Genomic DNA, 24,629 nt, shown 5'->3' on the forward strand with positions numbered 1-24,629 from the left:
TCGAGGTCTTGCGCGCGCAGCTTGTCTTTTAGCGCTTCTTTTTTCTGATTTTTCTCGACGGCTGCGCCGGTTAAGCGCAGATCAAAGAGCCACCACGCGCCCCAAAGCGCCCAAAATACGTAACCCACGATCGCCCAAGCTAGGCTATATCCGATAAAAAAACAGCGCCATCATCGCAAAACCGCTCACGAATTTACCCAGATAAAATCTATGCCCGCCAAACCAGCCCGTAAGCAGCCAAAGCGCGTAGGCTATATAAACGTTATCGCCCATTTTTAGCCCCCTTTCGCCCAGCGGCAAAGCTCTGCCAGAGTATGAGCACGACTCCGACGTCGATCATAACGTCGGCGAGGTTAAAGATCGCAAACTCAAACCACTTGTGCCAGTAGACGTAGTCCACGACGCCGCCGTGAACGAAACGGTCGAGCAAATTTGAACTGCCCGCGCCCAGGATTATACCCGCTCCTAGCGCGTGCTCCTCTAAAATTTCCTTTTTCTCGCCGTTTGCGCTCAAATTTGGCTCCGCTTTTGCCGCGGTCTGCGCGTCAAATTTACGCTTTAACCGCCAAAGCAGATAACCGCAAATGCCCGCAATCAGCGCTAGCTGGATAAATTTGAGCCATTCGCCAAGAAACGCAAACATCGAAAACGCCACGCCTCGGTTGTAAGCAAGCACTAGCGAAAAATACTCGCCCTGCCACGAAAAACCGCCCAAAAATATCTGCTTGACCGCCTGATCGAGCGCGAAAACGACGAAAAACGCCGCAAAAAAAACGCCTAAAATTTTAGCCATTTAGCGCTTTTACGAAAAATTTTTCGACCTCGTCCATGCGGGTTTTTAGAACGTCGGCGCACTTGCCTTCAAGTAAAAGCCTAATGAGGTTTTCGGTGCCCGAGTAGCGAAATAGCGAGCGGATGCCCTCCTTTGCGAGGCTTGCTTCAAGCTCTTTTAGTCCGGCGATGCTTTCAAGCGGCTTTTTCTCAGTTATCTTTAAATTTAGCAAAATTTGCGGATACGGCTTTATCTCGTTTAAAATTTCGCTCGCTTTTTTACCTTTTTTTAGCACTAGTGCCGCAAACTGCAGCGCCGCCACGAGCCCGTCGCCAGTTTTTGCGTAGTCGCTAAAGATGATGTGACCGCTCTGCTCGCCGCCGAAATTCGTGCCGTTTTCTTTCATCTTTTCAAGCACGTATTTGTCGCCGACGTTTGCGCGTAGAAGCTTGATTTTGTGGGATTTTAGGTAGTCTTCGAGCGCCGCGTTGCTCATCACGGTAGCCACTACCGCGCCGCCTTTTAAGGCTTTGTTTTCTTGTAAAAATGCCGCCATGACGCCCAGCAAACTATCGCCGTTTGCCACCTCTCCGCACTCGTCTACGACTACGAGCCTGTCGGCATCGCCGTCAAGCGCAAAGCCTAAATCCGCCCGCAACCGCACAACTTCGGAGGCTAAATTTTGCGGATAGAGCGCGCCGCAGTTTAGGTTTATGTTGCTGCCGTTTGGCTCGTCGTTTATGACGATGGTTTCGGCTCCCAGCTCGCTAAAGATAGTCGGAGCGACCCTGTACGCAGCGCCGTTTGCGACGTCTAAAACCACGCGTAGTCCGTGCAGGCTGAGATTTTTAGGAAATGAGTTTTTGATCTGCACGATATAGCGGCCGATGACGTCGTCGATGCGCTTTGCGGCGCCGATTTCGAGCATTTGCTTTTGCGATCTTTCTATGAGCGCGTCGTCAAAATAAATCTTTTCTATCTGCGCTTCGGCCTCTTCGCCCAGTTTATTGCCTTCGCTGTCGAAAAATTTAATGCCGTTATCGTAGTACGGGTTGTGCGAGGCGCTGATCATGATGCCCGCGTCGCAGCGCATATCCTCGGTGAGAAATGCGATCGCGGGAGTAGGCATCGGGCCGATCTGACGGACGTTGTAGCCCACGGCCGTAAGCCCTGCGACGATGGCGGTCTCGATCATGTAGCCGCTTCTGCGCGTGTCTTTGCCTAGCAAAATTGTGTTCGTATGCGACGCAAACTGCCTAAAATATATCCCCGCGGCCATAGCAAGGCGCATGGACGTTGCGGCGGAGAGTTTTTCGCCCGCTTTGCCGCGGACGCCGTCGGTACCGAATAGTTTCATTATCTTTCCTTTTATGGCTTATATCGGCTTGTCTTTTGAGCGTCTTTATAGAAACCCCGCCTGCGGCGTCGCTACGCTGGTTTTGAATGAGTTTAAAATTTTCGCCCTGCGGCAGACTACTTGTCTAGCCTTGGGACGAAAATTTCCGCACAACATTCAAACCCATCTCAAAATACTGCACCGCAGAATTTGCCAGAAAGCTTTTTTCTTGGCAAATTCCATAAATTTATTAAATTTCCGACTTATTCTATCAAAAAATATTAAAATTTAAGCCGTAAATTTCCTCGCTTTAAATTTTACTTAAATTAAGCGGATTTTAAAACTGATTTTTATATAATCACGGACTAAAATTATGACAAAAGGGACATTATGGCAAACCATAAATCTTCTGAAAAAAGAGCCAGACAGACTATCAAAAGGACTGAAAGAAACAGATTTTACCGCACTAGGCTTAAAAATATCACTAAAGCCGTGCGCGTAGCCGTTGAGGCAGGCGATAAAGAAGCCGCGCTAAACGCGTTTAAAGTGGCAAATAAAGACTTCCACAGCTTTGTTAGCAAGGGCTTTTTGAAAAAACAAACAGCTTCTCGCCGCGTAGGACGCCTCGCAAAACTCGTAAACAAACTATCTGCTTAATCTAAATTTTAATGTTAGCCGACAAACTGCAGCCTTTTTTGGATCGCTACGACGAGCTCTCTCGTCTGCTTAGCGATCCGTCTATCACAAACGATATCGCAAATATGACCAAGCTCTCCAAAGAGCAATCAAATTTAGAAGATATCGCCTCGGCTACAAAGTCCTATCTACAAACTCTCGCGGATATCGAGGAGAACAAGGCTCTGCTCGATGACGCCGAGCTTGGCGAGCTAGCCAAAGACGAACTCAAAAATCTCGAAACCCAAAAAGAAAATCTCGAAGAAGAGATTAAAATTTTACTCCTTCCAAAAGATCCGAATGACGATAAAAACGTATTTTTAGAGATCCGCGCAGGTACGGGCGGAGACGAAGCGGCGCTTTTTGCGGGCGATTTGTTTAACGCCTACGCCAGATATGCCGAGCTTCGCGGGTATAAATTCGAGATCGTGAGCCAAAGCGAGGGCAATACGGGCGGCTTTAAAGAGATTATTTTGCTGATAAAGGGCAAGGGGGCGTACTCGAGGCTCAAATTTGAGGGCGGTACTCACCGCGTCCAGCGCGTACCCGAGACCGAGAGCCAAGGTCGTGTACACACCTCTGCAGTAACCGTTGCTATTATGCCTGAGGTCGAAGATAGCGAGATCGAGATAAATCCAAACGATCTTCGCATTGACGTCATGCGCAGCTCGGGCCACGGCGGACAGTCGGTAAATACGACCGACTCGGCGGTGCGAATCACTCACATCCCCACAGGCATCGTCGTCACGAACCAAGACGGCAAAAGCCAGCACAAAAACAAAGAAGCCGCGATGAAGGTGCTGAAAGCTCGCCTTTACGAGATACAAGAAGAAGAGCGCCTGGCCAAAGAAACCAGCGAGCGCAAAAGCCAAGTCGGCACCGGCGACCGCTCGGGACGTATCCGCACCTACAACTTCCCGCAAAACCGTATCAGCGACCACCGCATAAATTTGACGCTTTACCGCCTCGATGCGATAATGGCGGCGGGACTTTTCGACGAGATCATCGAGCCGCTGATTGCGCATTATCAAGCCGAAGCTATCTCGGACGCAGATCTGTAAATTTTAAAATTCGCTCAAATTTCGGCATTTTTATACGATATTTTCGTTAAATTTGGATGCAAATTTTGCTACAGACGGAGTCGTCATGCAGGTTAAATTTGAGAACGACTTATCTTTGCGCTTTAGGTAAAATCTATGAAAAATAGTTGCAAATTCGGATCTGCTTTTTTAAATTTAGCGTTAAAAATATCAAATAAAAACTAAGTTAAAGTATATAAACCGATAAATTTTTAGTCGCCGCTAACACGTAAATTTTCCAAATTTATCCAACTAAAATTTATCAAATTTCCAGCCCGCCGCGCCGTCAATACGTAAAACAAAAACCGTCCGTCAAAGTTAAATTCGGCGTTCGAAATCGAGTTCTATAAAAATAGCAAAACCCGTAAATTTCTCAAATTTAATAACCATAAACAAGACGGCTAATTTATTACAAGCGGCTTTGTAAAATTTGAGTGAAGTTTTGTAGCAAATTATCCAAATTTAATAACTAGAAATAATCTAAAATCCTGCGCCGAAACCAAATTTAACATCGCTCCGGCGTATCCGTCATACGCAAAACCCGTCTTTATACGGCTAAAAACAGCTTCACTTCGCTAGTTCAAGTATATTGCACGCACGTTTAGAGCCAAGCTCGCAGGCCTTTTTGAGTCGCTCGCCCGATAGCTCGAAGCTTTGCTCTGCGACGTCGCCCTTTAGATAAAACACTGACTCCTCGTAGCAGCTCTCCACGCTCCCTGCGGCGCAGGCATCTTTGTAGATGGCAAAGGCTTTTGCGCCGTCCTTGTAGCCCGTTAGTCCTTTGGCGTAAAACTCCGCGGAAAGGTAACAAGCCAGCGCGTCGCCGCCCGAGCAGCTTTTTTCTAGCTCGGCGAGCGTTTTTTCGCAGCTTGCGGCGTCGCCTTTGTTTATGCAGGCATTTAGCCCGGCCTCGTCTATCGCGGCGTTTGCGAACGCAACCGCAGCGGCGAATATCCAAATTTTCCTCATTTTTTCTCTAGTTCCTTTAAATTTTTAAATCTATAAATCCCGTTTTTCACTCGCTCGAAAATTTTGTGATTTTCAAGCAGTTTTATCGTCTGCGTGACGGTGGGCTTGCTGGCGTCCGTCTGCTCGCAGATATCTGAAATTTTAACGGTTATGAAGCCGTTTTCGTCCGCATTTCGGGATAAAAACAAGATGATCTCCATCTTTTTCTCGCCCAAAATTTGACCGAAAATCTCCCTCTCTAGCTCCGTCATCGCGCTAAATTTACTTGTATTCTAGCAGTTTAAAGTATTTTTTCGCGACGGGATCGAGCGAGAAAATGTCGTAATCCCCGGACTTTTCTATATCCGCGCTCTGGGGGAATTTACCCTCGTCTATATAAAATGCCCCCTCCAGCCGCACTTCGCCGCCGACGCATTTAGCCGTTTCGTCCCAGAGGTACTCCCATTTGTATTTTTCGCCCTCTTGCGAGCTAAGCGCTTGCAAAAGCAAAAACTTTTCGCGCCCGTCCTTTGCCTTGTAGACCATCGTTAGGTCGCCCGATTTTACGCCTGCGTTCATCGCTATATCGTATCCGACTATGTCGTAGTGTATGCCGGTATAGTCGATGCGCGCGCCGCCCTTTAGTTTATAGGTTTCGGATATTTCGCTTTCTCGACCCCCGTCCTCGCGGCTTTCCGCCTCGTTTTCGGCCGTTTCTCGGCTATTTTTATTTGCGCAGTAGCTCAAATTTAGCTTCACGATCTCGTCCTTGTTTGCCTTTAAAAACGCCCCCAGCTCCGTAACCGACTTTACGTCCGAGAGAAAAATGTTCGCGCTTTTTATCTCTTTAGCACCCAAAAACACGGCAAGCGCAAGCGATAAAACGATGATTTTTTTCATTTTTTACTCCTTAAAATGATCCTGATTTTACTAAATTTTAGCTTATTTTACGGCTCTTGCGATACAATACGCCAAATTTAACAAAGGATAAAATTTGAAACTAATCAGCTGGAACGTAAACGGACTGCGCGCCGTCGCTGCTAAAGACGGTTTTGCTTGGCTAGAAGAGCAAAAGCCAGATTTTTTGGGCCTTCAGGAGATAAAGGTACGCGAAAGCGACGTGCCCGCCGAGATTTATAAGCTTGGATTTAACGAAATCAGCGTCAATTCAGCGGCCAGAGCCGGGTATTCCGGCGTGATGAGTCTGGCTAAATTTAGCTCCGCCACGCAAAAAGCGGCATTTTTCGACGACGACGAGGGGCGGGTTTTGGAGCATAGATTTGGCAACGTCGCGCTTTTTAACATCTATTTTCCAAACGGCCAAAAAGACGAGACTCGCCTAGCCTACAAGATGGACTTTTACGCTAAGTTTTTGGCGTATATAGACGAGCTCGTAAAGCAGGGCATAGACGTGATATTTTGCGGCGACGTAAACACCGCGCACCGCGAAATCGACCTCAAAAACCCCAAAGCAAACGCCAAAACCTCGGGCTTTTTGCCCATCGAGCGCGCATGGCTGGACGAGGTCGTCTCGCGCGGCTTTATCGACACCTTTCGGCACGTGCGCGGCGACGAGGCGGACGCGTATTCGTGGTGGAGCTACCGTTTTAACGCCCGCGCTAAAAACGTCGGCTGGAGGATCGATTATTTTTTCATTTCATCAAGCCTCAAAGACCGCCTAAAAGACGCGTTTATCCTAAGCGATATCACGGGCTCCGATCACTGCCCCGTCGGCATAGAGATCGATCTGGACGGGCTTATTTAAATTTGCTTTTGGGCGGCGCGGGTTAAATTTGAGCTAAATTTACGCTTTTACGGCGAGCAAAACTGGGGCCAAATTTGACTCGCCGCGCGATTTGCCAAATTTAAGTCCAAATTTTACGCCCGCTTTTTAAAAACCAAACGCTTAAATTTAAGCCGCGATATATGCGTATATAATTATAATATCTAACGAAAAAAGCGACAAACAGGCGGGCCAAAAGGCTTTTACGTAATCAAATTTAAAGGAAAAAACATGACTAACAAAACTATCTTATCGGCTATTTAGCAGGTGCTACCGTTTTAACCCTAGGCGGCTGCTTTGATTATAGCGCCAATGGGGGGGGTGCTAAGGTAGATAAAGCTAGCGGAAAGGCAGCAAAGAGCCTAAAAGAGGTTTGCGATAATCCAAACGTTAAATATGATGCTTTGGCTGCAAATTTAAAAGTAAAAATGCTTGAAACAGATAACGAAGCCAATAAATCAATCTTTTTTTACGATCAAGACAGTCAAGATTTTAAAATCACATTAACCGCAACGACCACCCACTATAAACTTCAAAATATATCAATATCGCAAGTCGATTTTGATAACGTTTATTTAGAGGCAAAAGAGCCTAAGTGTGAAGCAGAGTCAAACCCGTATAAAAAAGAGTTACTAAACGACAAAGACGTATCCGATAAAAAAGCGGCCGAATATGAAAAAGTGATCACAATAAAAGACATAATAAAAATAAAAAGAATATAACTTATATAAAAATAGGAAATTCATGCAAGAAAGAGTGCAAATTTAAATATTTTTTAGGTTGTTTTCGTCGCGCGTGCTTGCCTTGTGGTCTGTATGAACGGCAAATTTAACAAAACGGCGCTTACTGCGAGGCGCCGTCAAATTTGACTCAAAAACCCGTGATCCAAAAGGTGTGTGATTAGGATTTTAAAACCAAGTCCGACGAGGATCGCGCCGCCTAAAATCAGCGCCTTTTGCTCCAAAAACTCTCCCGCAAATTTACCGACGTAAAACGCCGCGACGCTAATCGCGAAGCACACTATGCCGATCACGGCGGCGCTAAACCAGATATCAGCAGCCGTAAAGCTCAGCGTCACGCCCACGGCTAGCGCGTCGATACTGGTGGCAAATCCGCCGGAAAGCAGCATCTTCGTATCAAGGCTCACGGCCTGCGCGGGCTCGTTTCTACAGGCTTCGCGGATCATTTTTGCACCCAAAAAGCCCAAAATCGCAAACGCGATGAAATGATCGATCTGCGCGATAAATCTCGCAAACGCCGCGCCCAAAAAGTAGCCCGCAAGCGGCATCGCAGCCTGAAAAAATCCAAAAACAAACGCGATAAACAAAATCTTTGATAGCGCGAGATTGCGGTATTTTGCGCCGTTTGCGATGCTAAGCGCCGCCGCGTCCATGGCAAGCGCGATAGAGAGAAGTAAAAGCTCCATTTTATCCTTTCAAAAAGGCTAATTTTAGCTTAAAATTTACTTCTTGCGGATAATCTTGCTCAAATTTTCGACTAAATTTGACGGCTAAAATCGCTCGCCGCAAAGACGAAAGGGGCTTATAAATTTGCGCTTAAATTTAGCCCTTAAATCGCGGTTCGAATTTGGGATTTAAATTTGCAAATTTAGCCCTCCGTGCCGTAAAGGTGCAGGTAAATTTGCCCTAAAAAGGACAAAATTTACCCGTTTAAAAGCCGAGTTTTAATATCATAACCGCCGAATTTTACTTTAAGGAAAAAACGATGAAAAAAAGTTTGATCTTATGCGCGGTTTTACTCGCCGCTTCGGCGCAAGCAGGCTGGCAGGACGCGCTAAATAAAGAAACGCTAAATCAAGGCGCGCAGATACTTGGCGCGGCAAACTCGGGCGACTACAAAAGCGCGGTTAGCACGGCTCTAAACGCGGCCGTTAAGGAGCTATCAAACGGGGGATTTTTAAACAACGCCGCGGCTAAAATCCCGCTGCCAAAGAGCCTGGAAACGGCTGCAAATTTGGCTAAAAAAGTAGGCGGCGAAAAGTGGGCGAACGAGCTCGTAACCTCGATAAATAACGCCGCGAGCGCAGCCGTGCCGGGAGCTGCGGACGTATTTTCGGGCGTGATAAAAAACATGAGCGACGCGGACGTGAAAAAGGTGCTAGAAGGCGGCAAGGATAGCTTTACGAAGTTTTTGCAACAAAACTCGAGCCAGAAGCTGCAAGCCGTGTTTAAGCCGATCATCACCAAAATGATGAGCGATAATACCTTCGCAACGGCCTATAACGGGCTAAATTCGTTCGTCGCGGGCAGCGCGCTGGCAAAATCAGACGCCGCAAAACAGCTAAAAGGCCTCGCTACTAGCATGGGCGCGGGCGAATACGTTCCGCAAGAAAACGAGGATCTAAACGACTACATCACGCGCAAGACGCTAGACGGGCTCTTTAACGTGATGAGCGAGAAAGAAAGCTCGCTACGAGGCGGCGCGGTCGAGCAAGGCACGAAGATCCTGCAGGGAATTTTTAAGTAAAATCGCAAGGGAAAACGGTGAAAAATAGTTTGGAATTTCGCGCCGACGTAGGCATGATATTTGTTGCGATAGTCTTTGGTCTAGGCTATCTGCCTACCTCGCTCGCGCTTGCGACTAACGGGGTTTTCGGCGTTTTGTTTTGGAGATTTTTGCTAGCGGCGATCATAGTGGGGGCGATATTTTATAAAAAGCTAAAGGACGTAAGCGCGCCTGATATAAAACCCGGCGTGATCTTGGGCTTGTTTTTGTTTGCGGGATTTGTGAGTCAGACTTTTGCATTTAAATACGCCGACACCTCGTCTGTGGCTTTTATCATCGGGCTAAACGTGGCTTTGGTGCCTTTTATCGCGGCGGGGCTTTTTAGGCATAAAATTTACTCTTACGCGTATGTGGGCGTGGCGTTTGCGGTGGCGGGGCTTTATATGATAGGCGATACGAAGGTGGGCTTTGGCCTGGGCGAAATTTTGGCTCTGGTTTGCGCCTGCGCTTATTCGTTTCACATCGTGCTAACGAACCGCCTAGTGCAAAAATGCAACCTCGTAAATATGGTTTATTTTGAAATTTTGACCCTAATCGCGCTTTGTTTTGCGGCTATTTTGGTTTTTGAGGACGCTAAAATCGCTCCCGTCGTAGACAAGGCGTTCGTCATAGCGATGCTAGTCGTGGGCGTGCTAGGCACGGCGTTTGCGTTTTTCGCGCAGGCCTTGATGCAAAAATTTACAACGCCCGTTAAAACGGCGATATTTTTCACCCTAGAGCCCGTAACCGCCGGAGCGATGGGATATTTCGTCGGCGCGGAGGACATCAGCGCATATAGGCTTTGCGGCGCGGCGCTTATCTTGGTCGGAGTTTTGATCAGCGAGATAGGCAGCTATCTGCGCGCTAAAAAGGAAAATTTAGCCTAAATTTTGGCGGGTTTTGCCTGTCGTTTTATTCGCGGCAAAACCTCGCCGTAAAATCAAATTTATCAAATCGCCGTCAAATTTACTCTCGCGGCGATTTTGACGGAAATCTTTTTAAAATCGACTCTTAAATTTGGCTTTAAATTTATCGCCGTTTCGCCCGCTGGCAAGACGGCGGCGACTTTTAATTTGACGCGATAAAGCCCGAATTTAGTCAAATTGCGTTAAATTTGCCCCTTAAATTTAGCTAAAGAAATCAGATGAAAAAATCAACCGAATTTAAGGCCGACCTCGCGCTATTCGTGATCGCGGTGGTCTGGGGCGTGACGTTTTTGCCGATGGCGCAGACGCTAAAGACCAACGGCGTTTTTACGCTTTTGTTTTGGCGGTTTTTGATCTCGGCCGTTTTGATGGCGCTCATAAGCCTCAAATTTACGCGAAAAATCGACCGCAATTCGTTAAGATTCGGCGCATTTTTAGGCGCGCTTTTGTTTGCGGCCTTTACGCTTCAGACCTTTGCTCTAAAATACGCCCCAAGCTCCACCGTCGCCTTTATCACGGGACTAAACGCGGTTTTTACGCCCTTTATCGCGCTTGCGTTTTTCGGACAAAAGGTCGTCGTTTACGCCTTTATCGGCGCGTTTTTGTCGGCGGCGGGGCTTTATTTGCTAACGGGCAGCGAGCTGGGTTTTGGCGTCGGCGAGGGACTTAGCGTCGTTTGCGCGCTAGGTTTTGCGCTGCATATAATTTTCACGGGCGTTTTGGTGCGCAAGTGCGAGCTGTATTGGATGGTGAGCGCGCAGTTTGCGGCCGTGGCGGTGCTTTGTTTCGTTGCGGCGCAGATTTTCGAGCCTCGCGGCGTCGCGCCCGTTTTAGACGAAGCGTTTTTCGTCGCTGTCGCTGTAACGTCGGTGTTTGCGACGGTTTTGGCGTTTTTTGTGCAAACCGCGGCACAGCGCTACACGACGCCCGTTAAAACCTCGCTTATATTTACGTTTGAGCCCGTGAGTGCGGGGATAGTAGGGTATTTCGTCGGCGGCGAGATACTAAGCGGCGTGCAGATAGCAGGAGCCGGGCTCATACTCTTTGGCATCGTCGTTAGCGAGGTCGGCAGCTACTATAAAAATAAAAAATCGCGAGAAAATTTGAGCTAGCGGCTTTTGCATGCTTAAATACTGGGCGGCCGAATTTTACGGTTAAATTTAAGGTTTTAACGGCGAATTTGAGCGCTAAATTTTGCTCAAATTCGGGCGCATCGAAAGCAAAATTTGACGTGTGCGGCCCAAACTTACGTTTAAATTTAAAAATTTCGGCGTAAATTTGACCGCGCAAAGGAAGGGAAAAAATGAACGAGGATGAAAATTTAGCGGCGCCAAAGCACGCTATACTTGCGCAGGGCGAGGAGATTTTGTGCGAATTTGAGCTCGCGCATACCGTCCATAAAGAAGTCGGCTCCGCGTTTTGTCTTTTGATACTGCTTTTATACGCGCGCGACAAGGGCTTTGACGTAGGCGTCTTTTGGGTCGCCATGACGGTGAGCTGCGCATTTTTATTTTGCCTTTTTGCGCGCCAAAGCGTAAAGACCGCCAAGGCCAAAAAGCTTTACGTCACGAACAAACGCTTTATAACTGAACGCGGCGATACGGTCTGTATCGGCGACGTATATTTTAGGTATTTTGACTCTGGATATTCGTGGATATCGTTTAAAGTCGAACTTTGTTTTTATGAAAATAAAAAATTTCTTTTTTACTGCGTAGTGGACGAGGAGAGCGACGAGTATAAAAATTTGATAAATTCGCTATACGAGATTTCAAAAAACGACCGCCTCTTGCAAGAGCACCTAGGCTACTACGTAAAACAAAAGCTAATCAATCCGTAAATTTGGCCAAATTTGAGAGCGCCACGAGCCCGTCGCCTGTGGGCTCACAAGCGAAATTTGATCAAATTTGGCTCTAAAACACCGAATCTACCGCCTTTTTACCGCCGTAAATACAAAAAAGCAAACCGAAGCGATGAGGATAATGCTCGCCCCGCTGGTTAAATTCGCCTCAAAGCTCAGCCACAGCCCGCTCACGCAAAACGCGGCCGAGATGAGCGCAGCGTTTAGCATCATCGTGCCCAGGCGGCTTGATATCGCGCCCGCGATGTAGGGTGGGATCGTGAGTAGCGCGATAACAAGTATGAGCCCCACCGCGCGTATCGTCATCACGACGCTTAGCGCCATCATGCACGTTAGCGCGTAGTACAGCAGCGTCGTCTTCACCCCGCGCAGCCTCGCAAACTCCGCGTCAAAGCTAAGCGCCTCAAACTGGCGGTAAAATAGCGCGACCGAGGCGAGTATGACGCAGTTTGCGATCGCCATGAAAACAAGATCGCCCTGCGGCACGGCCAAAATCGAGCCAAAAAGATAGCTCATGAGATCGACGTTGTAGCCCGGCGCTAGGTCGGTTAGGATGATGCCAAACGCCATGCCAAACGCCCACAGCGCGCCGATAACGGAGTCCATCTTGCTTTTGTCTTTGAGCGTGATCGTAGCAATGAGCAGCGCCAAAAACAGCGAAAACAGACTAGCTCCAAGCAGCGGCTCGAGCGAAAAATAAAACGCGATGCCAAGCCCGCCGTATGCGCCGTGAGCGATACCGCCCGCGATGAAAACCATGCGGTTTATGACCGTGAGCGTGCCGATCACGCCGCAAGCGATGCTAACTAGGATGCCCGCTAGCAGGGCGTTTTGCATAAAATTTAAGCTAAGAGCTTCTAGCATTTGTTTCCTTTTTACTTTGTTTCGGCGTTTTTGGCGTTGCTTACCGAGACCCGCATCTTTAAGGTGCTAAATTTGGTTTGGTTAAATTTAGCGTTGTGCACTAAATTTAATCTTTCTTGTTAAGGGGGAAGGGGCTTGAATTACGAAGTCGCTCCCTTCCCCCTTAACAATCCCCCATCCCCTACGACGTGAGATGTTGCTGCACTGCGTGCAGATTTATTTGGCGCTGTCGCGCCGTACATTTTAAATTCGCATTTTTAGGGTGCGGGTTACGGCAACTCAAATTTGAACGCAGAAAGTTAAGGCACAGTATTTTGAGATGGATTTGAATGTTGTGAAGCAAAAATGAGCAAGGCTAACCAGATAGGTTGCCGCAGCGATATTTTTGCAAACTCATTCAAAGACGCTCAAAAGACAAGCCGTTGCCAAATTTAGCGATGTCCGCAGCCACATTCTTTCAACGCCACCTCCACATCGCAAAAATGCCTATGATCTCTCGCCAAATGCTCGATAAAATCCTGCTTTGAGCCGTGCGAGATCTCGTGCATGAAAAGATCGTGATTGACGTAGGCGACCTTGGTGGCGAAATTTAGCGTCAAATTTACGTCGTGGCTGATGAGCACGACGCCCGTGCCTTCAGCGTTTATCTGCTTTAGCAGCTTATAGACGTCCGCTTGACCCTTCGTGTCGATACTGGCGGTGGGTTCGTCTAGCATCAAAATTTTAGCCTTTGCGCAAAGCGCGCGCGCGATATAGACGCGTTGGCGCTGCCCGCCGCTTAGATCGCCGATCTTTCGCCGCGTAAATTCGCCCATCCCGACGCGCTCCAGCGCCGCCTCGGCCTCTATCTTGTCGTCCTTGCCGTAAAATCCAAACAGCTTTTTATCTATCCGCCCCATCAAAACGACCTCGAGCACGCGCATCGGGAAGCTCTGATTTATCGGGATATTTTGCGGGACGTAGCCCACGGCCTTGCTCACGCTAGCGGGCTCCTGACCGAACACCTCGATCGTCCCGCCGCTTGGCTTGTTTAGCCCTAACATCAGCTTTAAAAGCGTGCTTTTGCCACCGCCGTTTGGGCCTATGATAGCTAGAAAATCCTTACAGTCGTATTCTAAATTTATGCCCTCAAACACGAGGTTTTCATCGTAACCGAAGCTCAAATTTCGCACCGAAATATCGCTCATAAAACGCTCACCTTACCCGAAATATAAAACATAAAAACGCCAAGCCCCAGCATCACAAAAAGCGCTGCAAACTCGCAGCAAGTCCGCAGCGCTCGAAATCTCACCGCGCTCTTTAGCTTAAAGCCGCAAACGGCCGCCAGAAATATAACCGCTCCCATGCCAAGCCCCATAAACAGGCCGCTAGCAAGCCCCGCCGCGTAGCTGTTTAGGCTAAAGGCCAGCACGAAAACCAGCAGCGTGCCAGGACACGGCACGAGCGATCCTGCTAGCACCACTAGCCATTCGCTAGCCGTTTTTGGCGCCTCGTTAGATGCCCTACAGGCCGCGCAGCCGCACTGGCTCTCGTGAGCGGCGGGGTTAAATTTGACGGAATTCGCGCTCAAATTTGAAGCAAAAGCTAAATTTGAACCAAAAACTTTACTCGCCCGGTTTGCGCCCTTTTCGCCCGAGGCAGGCGTGGCGGCAAAGCTAAATTTAGGCTTTAGAGCCGTTTTTTTGAGCTTGGCGTAGATCATATAAAGGCTCACGCAAACGATCGTTACAGCCGAGATTTTTGTCATCGCGCCCGCCATGTCGCTAACCTTGTTCGTCAAAAACGCGTTTAAAAAAACGTAGCTAAAAAGCACGAGCAAAAACGCTCCCGCCACGTGCGCGAACCCGACTTTCATCGCAAAAGCCAGCGCGCGCGAGTAGCTGCCGCCGTTTGCGACGAAGTAGCTAGCCGTGAGCATCTTAGCATGCCCGGGACCAGCAGCGTGCAAAAAGCCGTAAAAAAAGCTAACCGCGGCCAGCAGGGCGAAATTTAGCGCGTTTAGTTCGGCGCTATTTATCTTGATGAGCTCTTTTAGGCGCTCCAAAAACTGTAGGCTCATACCGGAAACCGAGTCGAATTTAGCCTTATCCTCCGCGTCGATTTGCTCTAAATTTTGCTTATTTTGCGCCTTAACTAGCGAGCTAAGCTCAGGCTTTGCGGGTTCTATTTTAGGCGCTTTTGAGGTCATTTCAAAAAACGCCGCGCTCAAATTTACGTTTGGCACGAGATAAATTTTATCGGTGAGCGCGTAAGGCTCGGGCGAGCTTATTTTAAAGTTAAAAAATCCCTCGTGGTCAAAAACCTCGACCGTGACGACGCGGCCGTCTTTGACCGCTAAATTTAGCTCTAAAATATACTCGAAATTTAGCCTACCGTCCTCTATATAAACTCGCTGCGAGAGCGTTTTGGCGTGCAGATTTACGGTCTCGCCCGCGCCGTCGTAGTAGCCCACGCTCGTTAGATATCCGCGCGGTACGATGTAGTCGAGCAGGGATTTTTGCACCTTCCATGCTTCGTTTTTGCTGAGCGCTTTATCGGCGTTTTCGTCGTAGCTTTGTAGCGTGAGTTCTGTGAAATTTTCAGAAAACGTCCAGGTTACGGCGGCTGTTTTTATTATGTCGCCTTGGACGTCAAATTTGACCGAGGCGTGCGCGGTCGGGGTGTAAAGCGCGCAGAGCGCACAGGCGTGCGCAAAGCTAAAAAAGGACGCAAAAAGCGCTAAAACGGCAAATATGCGTCCGAATTTCATTTACAGGCTCTTTGCGAAAATTTGCGCCGTTTTGCGTAGCTCGGCATCCCAATCAAGCGGCAGTTGATCGATCTCTACGACGCTAGCGCCGCTTTCTTTGGCGATGGTTTGCGCGGCTTTTTTAGAAAACTGCGGAGCGACGAAAATGACCTTCACGCCGTGCTCTTTGGCTTCCTCGATGAGCTCTTTTAGCTGGGCGGGTTTTGGCTCCTTGCCCTCTACTTCGATCGCGATTTGCTCTAGATCGTAGCGCTTAGCAAAGTAGCCCCAAGACGGGTGATATACGATAAATTCGCGGTTTTTGACGTTTGCTAGAGTGCTTTTGATAAAGCCGTCAAGCTCGTCGAGCTTAGCTTCAAATTTAGCCAAATTCGCCTCGAAAAGCGCCTTGTTCTCAGGATATTTTTCGCTTAGCGCGGCGGCGATATTTTTAGCTTGGACTTTTACGGAAACGGGATCCAGCCAGATGTGCGGGTCAAATTCGCCGTGGTGATGCTCGTGATCGTGATGATCGTGGCCTGCGTGTTCGTGCTTATGCTCGTGGTGAGCATCGTGGGCTGCGTGTTCGTGTTTGGCGTCATGGTTATGATCGTGTTCGCCATGTTCGTGATGGCCTTCAAATTTGATCTTTTCCACGCCCGCATCGGTTTTTACGATTTTGAGATTTGGATAGGATTTTTGAAATTTCGGTAGCCAAGCCTCCTCAAATTCGATCCCGATAGCAAAATAAAGGTCGCTTTTTTCAAGCGCGGTCATTTGTTTAGGCTTTGGTTCGTACGTGTGCGGATCGGCTCCTTTGCCCACCATCACGTTTACCTCGACGGCCTCGCCCGCGATTTGCTTGACGAAATACTCCTGCGGCAAAATACTGACGCTAACTTGCCCTTTGGCGTAGAGCGCGACTAAGCCCAAACATAAAAACGCGAAAATTTTTCTCATTTTTATCCTTTCCGTGTTAAAATTTGGGCGAAATTATATCAAAAGCAACTTAGTTGCAAATTAATTTTTCTCAAGGTATAATACCCTAAAATTCTTAACGCGGAGGAAAAATATGGGCGAAAATTTGGAAGAAAAAGCCGGTTTTGAGGAGCTTTTAACGAAAAATGATATCAAAATCACTCCGCTTAGATTAGAGATTTTACACATTTTAAACTCCGCCGCCGCGCCGCTTAGTTATGATGAAATTTTAGCCCAGATAGGCGCAAACAAAACCACGTTTTACCGCTGTATGGACCTTTTTGAGGCTAAGGGCATCGTGCTAAAAAGCGAAAATAACCGCAAAAATTTCTACGAACTTGAAAACGGAGCAAAGGCGTATTTCGTCTGCGACGTCTGCCATAAGATGACTAATATCGACATGCCGCGCCTAAAACAAAATCACGTCAAAAGCGTCGTAGTTAAGGGCGTTTGCGACGATTGCTTTTAAAATTTGCGCTTAAATTTGGCGACAAATTCTGAATCCAAATTTACTTACTGGCATTAAATTTAAAAAACGACTTCCAAAAAAATTCGTCGCAAATTTATAAAAACGCGGTCTGCTAAATTTAAAGCGGTTGCTACGTCAAATTTAAAACTCAAATTTGACGCGGGGATTTAAAACTAATCCTCGTAAAGTCTCGCAATCTCCGGCGGTATAGCGATCGGACGACCGCGCGCTAGATCATAAAATACGTAAGTCGTCACCGCGCTAGCGACCGGTACGCCGTCCTTGCTAAACTCGTAAAAGCGCTTTGAGCAGCTTCTTTTTTCGGGCTGAGTCCAGGTTTTCACACTCACTTTATCGCCCAAAAACAGCTGCCCCAAATAGTCTATCTCGTGCCTGCGTACCATCCATGTGCGATTTTGCGCGAGATTGGTCTCGATGAGGTCGCCCACGGCGTTTGAGTGCGCGTTGGCTGCCTCTTGCATCCAGATGACGTAGTGAGCGTTGTTTGCGTGATGATTCACGTCGATGGCGTCCTCGCCCACGGTAAATTCGTAGTAAAAAATTTTCATTTTCGCTCCTAAAAACGCTAAAATTGTAGCAAAAATTTAAAGGCAAACAAAATGAAAGAGATGTGGGACAAAAAGGCGGCGAGCTATACGAGATTTACGGGCGAGCCAAGCGTTTTTCAAAGACAACTATACGCTAAGATCGAGGAATTCGGCGTCAAATTTGACGGCAAAAGCGTCGTGGATATCGGCTGCGGCACGGGCGTGCATACGCTGCTTTTAGCGCAAATTTGCCGCGAGATAACCGGCATGGATATCTCGGGCGAAATGCTAAAAGTCATGCTAGAAGACGCTGCTAAATTTAATATTTCAAATTTAACCGCCGTTCAAAGCGATTTTAAAAACTTTAATCCAAACCGCGTTTACGACGTGGCTTTTAGCACGATGAGCCCTGCGATCGCAGACGAAGAGGATTTTGTCAAATTTATAAATTTAGGCAAAAAAAGGGTCTATCTTTGGTGGAATAAACCGCGAAATTCAAGCGTTTTGGAGCTTTTTTACGAAGGATTTGAGAGGCGATGCTTTAAAGAAAAGGCAAATTTCTTTGAGGAATACTTGCGCCGCGAAAATATCGCCTTTAACTCCTGCGTGCTCGAGGAGTCTCGCGAGCAAAAACGCACGCTTGAAGAGATGACGCAAAACGCGCTTTGGCATTTGGAGATAGCAAATTTCGCGCACGAGGAAAACGCAGTCAGATCGCGGCTAGAAAGTATCGCGCAGGACGGCTTCGTGACGGAAAAAATCGTCTCTTCAATGAAGCTTTTAGTTTTTTAAGATATAATCGCGATATTTATTTAAAATTTAAAAAGGATTTTAGTTGCCGCGAGCGTTTTTGCAGATATTTTCGTGCGTTTTATGTTTTTTTTGCGTTCAAGCTTTTGCCGCTTCGCACGTTTTATCTCCGGTCACCCAGCCGAAATTTGACGAACAAAAAGCCAGACTAGGCAAGGAGCTGTTTTTCGACGCATCGATAAGCCCGAGCGGCACGCTATCTTGCGAGAGATGTCACAACCTTTACTGGGACTTAAGCGGCACGAGCAAAAAAAACGTAAAAATCTCCGCCGACGAGCAGATCAGCCCGCCTACCGCGCTAAATTCGGCGTTAAATTTTATATTTTTTAAAAACGGCGAGGTTAAGGAACTAGCTGAGCAGGTGAGGCAGAGCCTAACGAGTAAAAATGAGCTTGCCAGCGAGCCGAAATTTTTAATCCAGAAGGTAAATCAAAACTCCGTTTACAAGAAAAAATTTGAAGAGCTTTATGGGGATGGAGTAAGCTTTGAAAACATCGTCGATGCGCTGGTAAATTTTGAAAAAGCCCTCGTCACGCCAAACGCTAAATTCGACAAATTTATTAGCGGCGACGAGAGCGTTTTCGACGATGAGGAAAAGCGCGGATTTGAGCTATTTAAAAAAATCGGCTGCATAAACTGCCACAGCGGCAAAAATATAGGCGCAAATATCTACTATGAGCTAAAATTTGATAAGGGAGAAGGCAACAAAACCGGCCGTTACAAAGTGCCTAGCCTTCGAAATATCGAAAAAACCGCGCCGTACTTTTATAGCGGTGAAGTAATGGATCTAAAAGAAGCGCTTAAAATGGTTGCAAAAATGCGTATAAACTACGATCTAAGCGATGAGCAGACGCATGCGCTTTATAAATTTTTGCTGACTTTAAGCGGCGAAAAACCGGAAATTTTAAAATGAGACGCAAGATAATCTTCCATAAAATTTTGTTTTTTACTATAATTTGTATCGCATTTTTCGGTACCGTAATGACCCATAAGGTCGCCAGAGATCTAAACATCGCCTACGAGTGGAAAAGCTCGATTGATAATATGATGGATGCTAACGATGAGGTGAATTTCTTGCTCGAAAAAAGCCTCCTAGAGGCTGATTATGACGCGGTTATGGACCATACGGCGGAATTTGAAAAAGACCTTAGTAAACTTAATGATAGCAATTTAATCTCTTTTGAAAAGCTTGCAACAAATGAAAAAACTTTTAGAGAGTTAGAAGAAGCGATTAAAAAGAGAGTCGAGCTAACCGACAGATTTAACTCCGTGACGATAATGGCAAAGCTTGTTTACGATGAGATGATCTTAAAATTTACGGCATTGGATTGGTTTCATTTTAATGAACTAATGCCTCAAATCTTGATGTTTAGATATGATTTAAATACCGATCTAAGGGCGGCTAGAAAGCTTTTTAATGAGTACTTAAAAGAGCCAAATATTAGCAAAAGCGACGCTGATTTTTTGGCAGGCACACAAAGGCTGCTTGACTACTACGAGCAGACGCAAGAGCTTTATCACGAGATAATTTCGCTCGAAATTTACAAAAAACTGTCTAGCCTCAAAGAAAGCAACGAGCGCTATATACAAAAAGTTACGTCAAATTTGCGCGGTACGATGGTGCTGGTGTTCATACTATTTGCGCTTGCGTCACTATTTGTCTATATCTCTTACGTTAGGGCAAAGGAGCACATCAGGCTTCTAACCCGCTTCGAGCAAGCCGTCGATAATAGCTTTAACGCAATAACCTTTACCGATCTGGATAGAAAAGTAAAATACGTAAATAAGATTTTTGAGCGAAATTTCGGGTATAAATTTGAAGAGCTAAAAGGAAAAAATATAAACATCCTCAAGTCTTATCTGCATCCGCATGAATTTTATCAAGATATGCTAAAAACGATAGAATCCAATCAAATTTGGCGAGCCGATGAGCTAGTGAGCAAAACAAAAAGCGGTGCCCTCATCCATGAGCAGGTCATTTTCTCTCCGCTTTTTAACGAAAACGGCGACAAAGACGGCTATATGTCGATCAAATACGACAAAACCAAAGAGCTAGCGATGACTAAAGAGCTCGAAAATAAAAACAAAGAGCTGCAAAACGAGGCGTTAAAAGACAAGCTAACGGGGATGGGTAGTTATTTTGCTCTGACGCAAAGAACGGAGCTGGGCGCCGGCGGCATGTTGATCTATATAAACATCAACAACTTTATGGATTTTCGGTTTTTTTACAAGACTAAGACCGTGGATGCCATTATCGCGTCATTTGCCGAGACGCTTCAGCTTTGTATCGATACTTATAAGATGGACGCGGACATTTACAGAGTGCAGTTTGACGAGTTTTGCATCTGGTACGGCGGCGACGATACGGAGTGGGCCGTACGTAAATTTATGGATTATTTTAAGGCAAATAGCCTCTATATCACGGTCGAGGGCGCTAGAGAATTTATCCCTAATATCAAAATAACCATCGGCGTCAGCTTGTCTCAAGACACTCCGCAAACAAACCGCCTAACCCAAGCCATGCTAGCTCACCACGAAGCTAAGCAAAAAGGCGAAATAGTACAGTTTTACACCGAAAATAGCCACATCGAGCAGCAATACTACCACAACCAAATCATGTCGCGCACCATCGAAAACGCGATATATAACGATACCGTGATCGTCGAGTGCCAGCCTATTTACGACGTATCTGGCGAAGAGGCCGGAGTCAAATACTACGAAGTGCTCGTGCGTCTCATCGATGAAAGCGGCAAGATCCTATATCCGGGCGAGTTTTTGGATATAGCAAAGAAAATTTCGCTTTATAACGAGATAACCAAAAAAGTCGTCGAGCACGTATTTAGGCTCGTAGAGAAGTTTACAAACACGAGCTTTTCGATGAATCTTTCCAGTAGCGACATCGCAAACGAGAGCATAAGAGAGCTCATCGAGAAAAAGCTACGCGTCTGCTCAAAGCCCGAGCACGTGTATTTTGAGATATTAGAGAGCGAGGGCGTGGATGACTATAAGATAGTAAATGATTTCATCAACAAGATCCGCGCCTACGACTGTAAAATTTCGATCGATGATTTCGGCAGCGGCTACTCGAACTACTACCGCATCTTGGAGCTTGATATCGACACGATCAAGATCGACGGCTCGATCATCAAAAAGTTGCCGTTTGACAAAAACGCCCGCTATCTGTTGCAAACCATCATCGACTTTGCCGGAAGACAAGGCTACAACGTCGTGGCGGAGTTTGTGAGCTCAGAAGAAATCCTCGCCGAAATAAAAAAATTCGGTATAAAATACGCACAGGGATTTTTACTAGGCAAGCCGACCTCGCCGAGCAATATCGAGGAGTAAATTTACACATAGAGGATAAAGCGCATATGCATTGGATTTTGATACTTGCGCTAGCTTTTTTATTTTATGCGAAAAGCGTAGGGATTGTGTGGTTTGCAACTATTATGATATGTTTTGCGATTATCGGATATTGCGGGTATTATATTTTTGATGATTTTATCGATTAAACTCGAGCCGTTAATTTTAACAAACTTGTGCGATTTACTCGTGAAATCGGTATCGAATTTAAGCTCATTGGCGCTGTAAATTTATAAATTCTACTGCGAGCGCCTTTGTTTTATCTCATCATATTTTAGGTGTCTTAATAAAGCTGCGGCTTTTGAATAAATCCTCATATCGTTACCGTAAAGAGATTTTGAACCGATCACGCTACGTCCCAAATTTAGCTCGTTTGTTATGTCAAGATAGCTCAAAACGGTAACAAAGGTATCCAGGCTGGAACCCATAGAATTTATGATTTTTACCCCCTCAAAATCATCATCTATCATCATAAATAGCATTCCGCCGCCCTTGGAGCTATGTATAAGCGCATCATAAGTTTCTTTTGAGCTTTGTATATAAGGCACAACGTGATCGTTTTGAATCACGATAAGCGTATCTTTTGCAAATTCGCTGGAGCGTATTTTTTTAATAAAATTACCGACTAGCATATCGGTGCACTTAACCGCACGCAGCATCCGAACGCTGTTACCTTGAAAATTATACTCCATATTTTCGCAAGCTTTTGGTATTATGCCGTCGGGTGCGTGGGTGGAGAGCGTGATCATAGATTGCAAAAACGGCTGACCGCTTTTACTCAACCTGGTAAAATCTTCCCACGCGATATCAAACATATCGTCGTCATTTGCTCCCCATCCGCCGTCCCATACGGTTTTATTTGCTTTTATATCGATATCGGCAAGTCCCTTCATCTCGTCGAAATGGTGCGCTTTAAAATATTCGTCGGTCTTTTGAAATTTTAAAGAAGCCCCTTTCATAAAATACGTATGATAACCAAGCTCATGCAAAATATCGCTAGCGCACGTTATATTTTTATAAAAAATATTTTTGTTTTGATCGTCGAAATTATAAATATAAGGCATCGCGCAATTGCTTGCAAAAAATCCCTCTATCGTTATAGCTGCGCCGGGATTTTGGTGAATGTTGTCAAATTCCAAGCGCGGAGATAATGCGTTGATATTAGGCATCAGATCAGGAAAAAGCTTTTCGTCCATATAGCCGCTATTAAGGCTTTCTAAATAAATATAAACTATATTTTTTCTCTTTTTGGGCGCATTAAATTTAGGCAAGGCGATGAGCGGATAGATATCTTGTTTTAACCTTTTTACGCTTGGATAAAAAGCGTTTTTTACCTCCCAAGCCGAACGCGTTAGCGGATTTAGAACAAATGCCGCTGTAAAACAAACGGCAAAAAACACGGCTCCGATTCTGACTCTGTTTTTATTGCGAGGCAAATTTTTTGCCGCGGTAGATGATCTTTTATAAATTATCACACAAAATAGCGCAGAACACGCAACCGTGCAAATACCAATCGCAATGTCTTTAGCAAAAGGCTCAATAGGAGCACCCTGAATGCTTATTTTTAACAAATTTAGAGTAAAAGGCGTAAAAGTGTTACCGGTAAAAATTTGCAATGCGAATTCGCAAATTAAAAATACAATATACACAAAACCAAGCACGCTTGCTATGCCTATAATAACCCTGAAACGTAAAAACTTAATTAAAAAAATAGAAACAATAAATAAAACGATAGAAATATAATTCAAATTTTCTCCAGAAACTACCAAAAATATCATATAGTATAAATTTGCCTGGATTGTATATCAGTAAAAATTAAATTTAGCTAATCCCAAATACTACACTGCCAAAAATCCGAGCAAAACTATAGCCAAAAACAATCCCGCTTGAAAATAAAAATTCTTTTTCAAATTTTCGTTTATCAGAGAGCAAAACCCGGAGATAAAGATGTATAGTTCGCTCACGCATATCCTTTGGTCTCAAATTTTACGTCAAATTTGCCACCCTCGCCGAGTCAAATTTGAGCGAGGCGACGAAAAGCCGCTCAAATTTAGCTTGGATTATAAATTTGAGCTTGGCTCGCCTTTAAATTTCCTTCTAACAAAAACGGCGCAAACCGCAAACGAAATCGCCGTCAAAGCGTAAAATATATAGCTAAAAATAGGATTTGCGCGCGTTTCGCCATCTTTTAGCTTTTTTACCGAAACGGCGTTTCTAAACATATCAAACATCGCGATGCGCCAGCCGTAGTATTTGATCTGCGCCCTGCCTTCGCCCACTAGACTCTGGGCGGCGGCTTGGACATCGGCGGAGTTAAATTTAAAATAAAGCGGCAAGCCCCAGCCCGTGTCTTCGTTTCGATACGGCATCACCTTCGTGCCGTTAATCTCGCGCGTGTAGATAAAATACACGTCGCGCGTCGGGCCGTCGGCGGGATTTTGCGCGTCGATAAAGCCGTCTTTGTCCATGCGCTTGACCTCGCCGCCCGTGATGATCGCCTCGTCGTAGTGCGGGAAAGCGTAGTTTATCGCCGCAAACGCCGTAACGTGCAGGGCAATCAAGAAGCCAAAGATAAAATTTCGGAGATATTTTTTAAATTTTTGCATTTTCGTCCTTTGGGACGAATTTTACAAGATAGAAGTTTAGAAGAAGCTAAGCCCCTAAAATAGGGGCTTAGAGGGGTTAGGCTTTGGCCTTGCAGCTGCAGCTTCCCGCGATAAATTTAAGAATCTGGATAAAGAAGCAAATGCCGCCGATAATGAAGATCGTATCGCCGATCATCCTTAGCCAGCGTAAATTTTGCAAATGATCCATCTGTAGAAACTCCGCGCTTCTAGCGTACCACATGCCCACGTCTATCGCGGCAACGGCCTGATAAAGACCGATCGGAAGTAGCGACGCTAAAATCATCAGCATTAGACCCGCATTTAGGGACCAAAAGCCTACTTTCATCAGCTTGTCGTTAAATTCTTGCCCTTTGAAAAGGT

The 24,629-nt window shown here is 46.1% G+C and carries 25 protein-coding genes and 2 pseudogenes; 12 read left to right on the forward strand and 15 right to left on the reverse strand.

Going from position 1 to position 24,629, the window contains the following annotated elements; all coding sequences use genetic code 11:
• Window positions 1-144 precede the first annotated feature (144 nt).
• Genes ACTTJF_RS08765 through glmM form a run of 3 tightly spaced genes read right to left on the reverse strand, consistent with a single transcriptional unit; the run spans window position 145 to window position 2,129 of the window.
• Window positions 145-273, reverse strand: coding sequence for an NINE protein (locus ACTTJF_RS08765; protein ID WP_442551632.1), 129 nt, complete (start codon window positions 271-273; stop codon window positions 145-147).
• A complete protein-coding gene (locus ACTTJF_RS08770; protein ID WP_442551633.1) occupies window positions 263-793 on the reverse strand; it encodes a signal peptidase II in 531 nt (176 codons plus the stop codon). The genes ACTTJF_RS08765 and ACTTJF_RS08770 overlap by 11 nt, the downstream gene beginning before the upstream one ends.
• Window positions 786-2,129, reverse strand: coding sequence for a phosphoglucosamine mutase (gene glmM / locus ACTTJF_RS08775; RefSeq protein ID WP_442551634.1), 1,344 nt, complete (start codon window positions 2,127-2,129; stop codon window positions 786-788). The genes ACTTJF_RS08770 and glmM overlap by 8 nt, the downstream gene beginning before the upstream one ends.
• A 369-nt stretch (window positions 2,130-2,498) precedes the next feature.
• On the opposite strand from glmM, the gene rpsT reads away from it, so the two are divergent.
• Entirely contained in the window at window positions 2,499-2,765 is a 267-nt protein-coding gene (gene rpsT, locus ACTTJF_RS08780) for a 30S ribosomal protein S20 (protein ID WP_002949506.1), read from the forward strand.
• 11 nt (window positions 2,766-2,776) lie between these two features.
• Window positions 2,777-3,844 (forward strand): peptide chain release factor 1, encoded by a 1,068-nt coding sequence (gene prfA / locus ACTTJF_RS08785; protein ID WP_442551635.1) that lies wholly within the window; start codon window positions 2,777-2,779, stop codon window positions 3,842-3,844.
• Between the two features lie 585 nt (window positions 3,845-4,429).
• Here prfA and ACTTJF_RS08790 read toward each other — a convergent pair.
• From ACTTJF_RS08790 to ACTTJF_RS08800, 3 genes are read right to left on the reverse strand one after another with little or no spacing between them, the layout of a single operon-like run.
• Window positions 4,430-4,831 (reverse strand): tetratricopeptide repeat protein, encoded by a 402-nt coding sequence (locus tag ACTTJF_RS08790; protein ID WP_442551636.1) that lies wholly within the window; start codon window positions 4,829-4,831, stop codon window positions 4,430-4,432.
• The gene (locus ACTTJF_RS08795; RefSeq protein ID WP_442551637.1) at window positions 4,828-5,082 is read right to left on the reverse strand and encodes a MarR family transcriptional regulator; all 255 of its coding nucleotides are present in this window, start codon (window positions 5,080-5,082) and stop codon (window positions 4,828-4,830) included. The genes ACTTJF_RS08790 and ACTTJF_RS08795 overlap by 4 nt, the downstream gene beginning before the upstream one ends.
• Before the next feature lie 10 nt (window positions 5,083-5,092).
• On the reverse strand, window positions 5,093-5,710 hold the full coding sequence (locus ACTTJF_RS08800) for a hypothetical protein (protein WP_442551638.1): 618 nt from the start codon (window positions 5,708-5,710) through the stop codon (window positions 5,093-5,095).
• Window positions 5,711-5,804: 94 nt separating this feature from the next.
• Here ACTTJF_RS08800 and ACTTJF_RS08805 point away from each other — a divergent pair, with 94 nt between their 5' ends.
• Window positions 5,805-6,575 (forward strand): exodeoxyribonuclease III, encoded by a 771-nt coding sequence (locus ACTTJF_RS08805; protein ID WP_442551639.1) that lies wholly within the window; start codon window positions 5,805-5,807, stop codon window positions 6,573-6,575.
• Between the two features lie 422 nt (window positions 6,576-6,997).
• The gene (locus ACTTJF_RS08810) at window positions 6,998-7,315 is read left to right on the forward strand and encodes a hypothetical protein (protein ID WP_442551640.1); all 318 of its coding nucleotides are present in this window, start codon (window positions 6,998-7,000) and stop codon (window positions 7,313-7,315) included.
• A 137-nt stretch (window positions 7,316-7,452) separates the two neighbouring features.
• On the opposite strand, the gene ACTTJF_RS08815 is transcribed toward ACTTJF_RS08810, so the two are convergent.
• Complete coding sequence (locus ACTTJF_RS08815; protein WP_442551641.1) at window positions 7,453-8,019, reverse strand: manganese efflux pump MntP; 567 nt, start codon at window positions 8,017-8,019, stop codon at window positions 7,453-7,455.
• Between the two features lie 299 nt (window positions 8,020-8,318).
• On the opposite strand from ACTTJF_RS08815, the gene ACTTJF_RS08820 reads away from it, so the two are divergent.
• The 4 genes from ACTTJF_RS08820 (at window position 8,319) to ACTTJF_RS08835 (ending at window position 11,861) form a co-directional block, all read left to right on the forward strand.
• A complete protein-coding gene (locus ACTTJF_RS08820) occupies window positions 8,319-9,080 on the forward strand; it encodes a DUF4197 domain-containing protein (protein ID WP_442551642.1) in 762 nt (253 codons plus the stop codon).
• A gap of 17 nt (window positions 9,081-9,097) precedes the next feature.
• Window positions 9,098-9,985 carry a DMT family transporter gene (locus tag ACTTJF_RS08825; protein ID WP_442551643.1) on the forward strand — a complete coding sequence of 296 codons (888 nt, stop codon included), beginning with the start codon at window positions 9,098-9,100 and terminating at the stop codon, window positions 9,983-9,985.
• A 257-nt stretch (window positions 9,986-10,242) separates the two neighbouring features.
• Entirely contained in the window at window positions 10,243-11,136 is an 894-nt protein-coding gene (locus tag ACTTJF_RS08830) for a DMT family transporter (protein WP_442551644.1), read from the forward strand.
• Window positions 11,137-11,327: 191 nt separating this feature from the next.
• Window positions 11,328-11,861: a hypothetical protein gene (locus ACTTJF_RS08835; protein WP_442551645.1), complete on the forward strand. Its 534-nt coding sequence runs from the start codon at window positions 11,328-11,330 to the stop codon at window positions 11,859-11,861.
• 87 nt (window positions 11,862-11,948) lie between these two features.
• Here the strand turns inward: ACTTJF_RS08835 and ACTTJF_RS08840 are convergent, their stop codons facing one another.
• The 4 genes from ACTTJF_RS08840 to ACTTJF_RS08855 all read right to left on the reverse strand — a co-directional run bounded on the left by ACTTJF_RS08840 (window position 11,949) and on the right by ACTTJF_RS08855 (window position 16,434).
• Window positions 11,949-12,746, reverse strand: a complete 798-nt coding sequence (locus ACTTJF_RS08840) for a metal ABC transporter permease (RefSeq protein WP_442551646.1) — start codon at window positions 12,744-12,746, stop codon at window positions 11,949-11,951.
• Between the two features lie 431 nt (window positions 12,747-13,177).
• Window positions 13,178-13,933, reverse strand: coding sequence for a metal ABC transporter ATP-binding protein (locus ACTTJF_RS08845; RefSeq protein ID WP_442551647.1), 756 nt, complete (start codon window positions 13,931-13,933; stop codon window positions 13,178-13,180).
• Window positions 13,930-15,495 carry a nickel/cobalt transporter gene (locus tag ACTTJF_RS08850; protein WP_442551648.1) on the reverse strand — a complete coding sequence of 522 codons (1,566 nt, stop codon included), beginning with the start codon at window positions 15,493-15,495 and terminating at the stop codon, window positions 13,930-13,932. The genes ACTTJF_RS08845 and ACTTJF_RS08850 overlap by 4 nt, the downstream gene beginning before the upstream one ends.
• The gene (locus ACTTJF_RS08855; protein WP_442551649.1) at window positions 15,496-16,434 is read right to left on the reverse strand and encodes a metal ABC transporter solute-binding protein, Zn/Mn family; all 939 of its coding nucleotides are present in this window, start codon (window positions 16,432-16,434) and stop codon (window positions 15,496-15,498) included.
• 112 nt (window positions 16,435-16,546) lie between these two features.
• Here ACTTJF_RS08855 and ACTTJF_RS08860 point away from each other — a divergent pair, with 112 nt between their 5' ends.
• Window positions 16,547-16,921: a Fur family transcriptional regulator gene (locus ACTTJF_RS08860; RefSeq protein WP_442551650.1), complete on the forward strand. Its 375-nt coding sequence runs from the start codon at window positions 16,547-16,549 to the stop codon at window positions 16,919-16,921.
• A 173-nt stretch (window positions 16,922-17,094) separates the two neighbouring features.
• Here the strand turns inward: ACTTJF_RS08860 and ACTTJF_RS08865 are convergent, their stop codons facing one another.
• Window positions 17,095-17,490, reverse strand: coding sequence for an acyl-CoA thioesterase (locus ACTTJF_RS08865; RefSeq protein ID WP_442551651.1), 396 nt, complete (start codon window positions 17,488-17,490; stop codon window positions 17,095-17,097).
• 45 nt (window positions 17,491-17,535) lie between these two features.
• On the opposite strand from ACTTJF_RS08865, the pseudogene ACTTJF_RS08870 reads away from it, so the two are divergent.
• The 3 genes and pseudogenes from ACTTJF_RS08870 to ACTTJF_RS08880 all read left to right on the forward strand — a co-directional run.
• Window positions 17,536-18,261, forward strand: a pseudogene (locus tag ACTTJF_RS08870) (class I SAM-dependent methyltransferase); the annotation flags it as partial.
• A gap of 43 nt (window positions 18,262-18,304) precedes the next feature.
• Entirely contained in the window at window positions 18,305-19,192 is an 888-nt protein-coding gene (locus ACTTJF_RS08875; protein WP_442551652.1) for a cytochrome-c peroxidase, read from the forward strand.
• Window positions 19,189-21,624 (forward strand): EAL domain-containing protein, encoded by a 2,436-nt coding sequence (locus ACTTJF_RS08880; protein ID WP_442551653.1) that lies wholly within the window; start codon window positions 19,189-19,191, stop codon window positions 21,622-21,624. Before ACTTJF_RS08875 ends, ACTTJF_RS08880 begins: the two co-directional genes overlap by 4 nt.
• Before the next feature lie 257 nt (window positions 21,625-21,881).
• On the opposite strand, the gene ACTTJF_RS08885 is transcribed toward ACTTJF_RS08880, so the two are convergent.
• The 3 genes and pseudogenes from ACTTJF_RS08885 to ACTTJF_RS08895 all read right to left on the reverse strand — a co-directional run.
• Window positions 21,882-23,078 carry a sulfatase-like hydrolase/transferase gene (locus ACTTJF_RS08885; RefSeq protein ID WP_442551654.1) on the reverse strand — a complete coding sequence of 399 codons (1,197 nt, stop codon included), beginning with the start codon at window positions 23,076-23,078 and terminating at the stop codon, window positions 21,882-21,884.
• Window positions 23,079-23,702: 624 nt separating this feature from the next.
• Window positions 23,703-24,248 (reverse strand): DUF1523 family protein, encoded by a 546-nt coding sequence (locus ACTTJF_RS08890; RefSeq protein ID WP_442551655.1) that lies wholly within the window; start codon window positions 24,246-24,248, stop codon window positions 23,703-23,705.
• Between the two features lie 76 nt (window positions 24,249-24,324).
• Window positions 24,325-24,629, reverse strand: a pseudogene (locus ACTTJF_RS08895) (nitric-oxide reductase large subunit); the annotation flags it as partial.

It is taken from the genome of Campylobacter sp., assembly GCF_052170435.1.
In the GTDB taxonomy this organism is placed as follows: domain Bacteria; phylum Campylobacterota; class Campylobacteria; order Campylobacterales; family Campylobacteraceae; genus Campylobacter_A.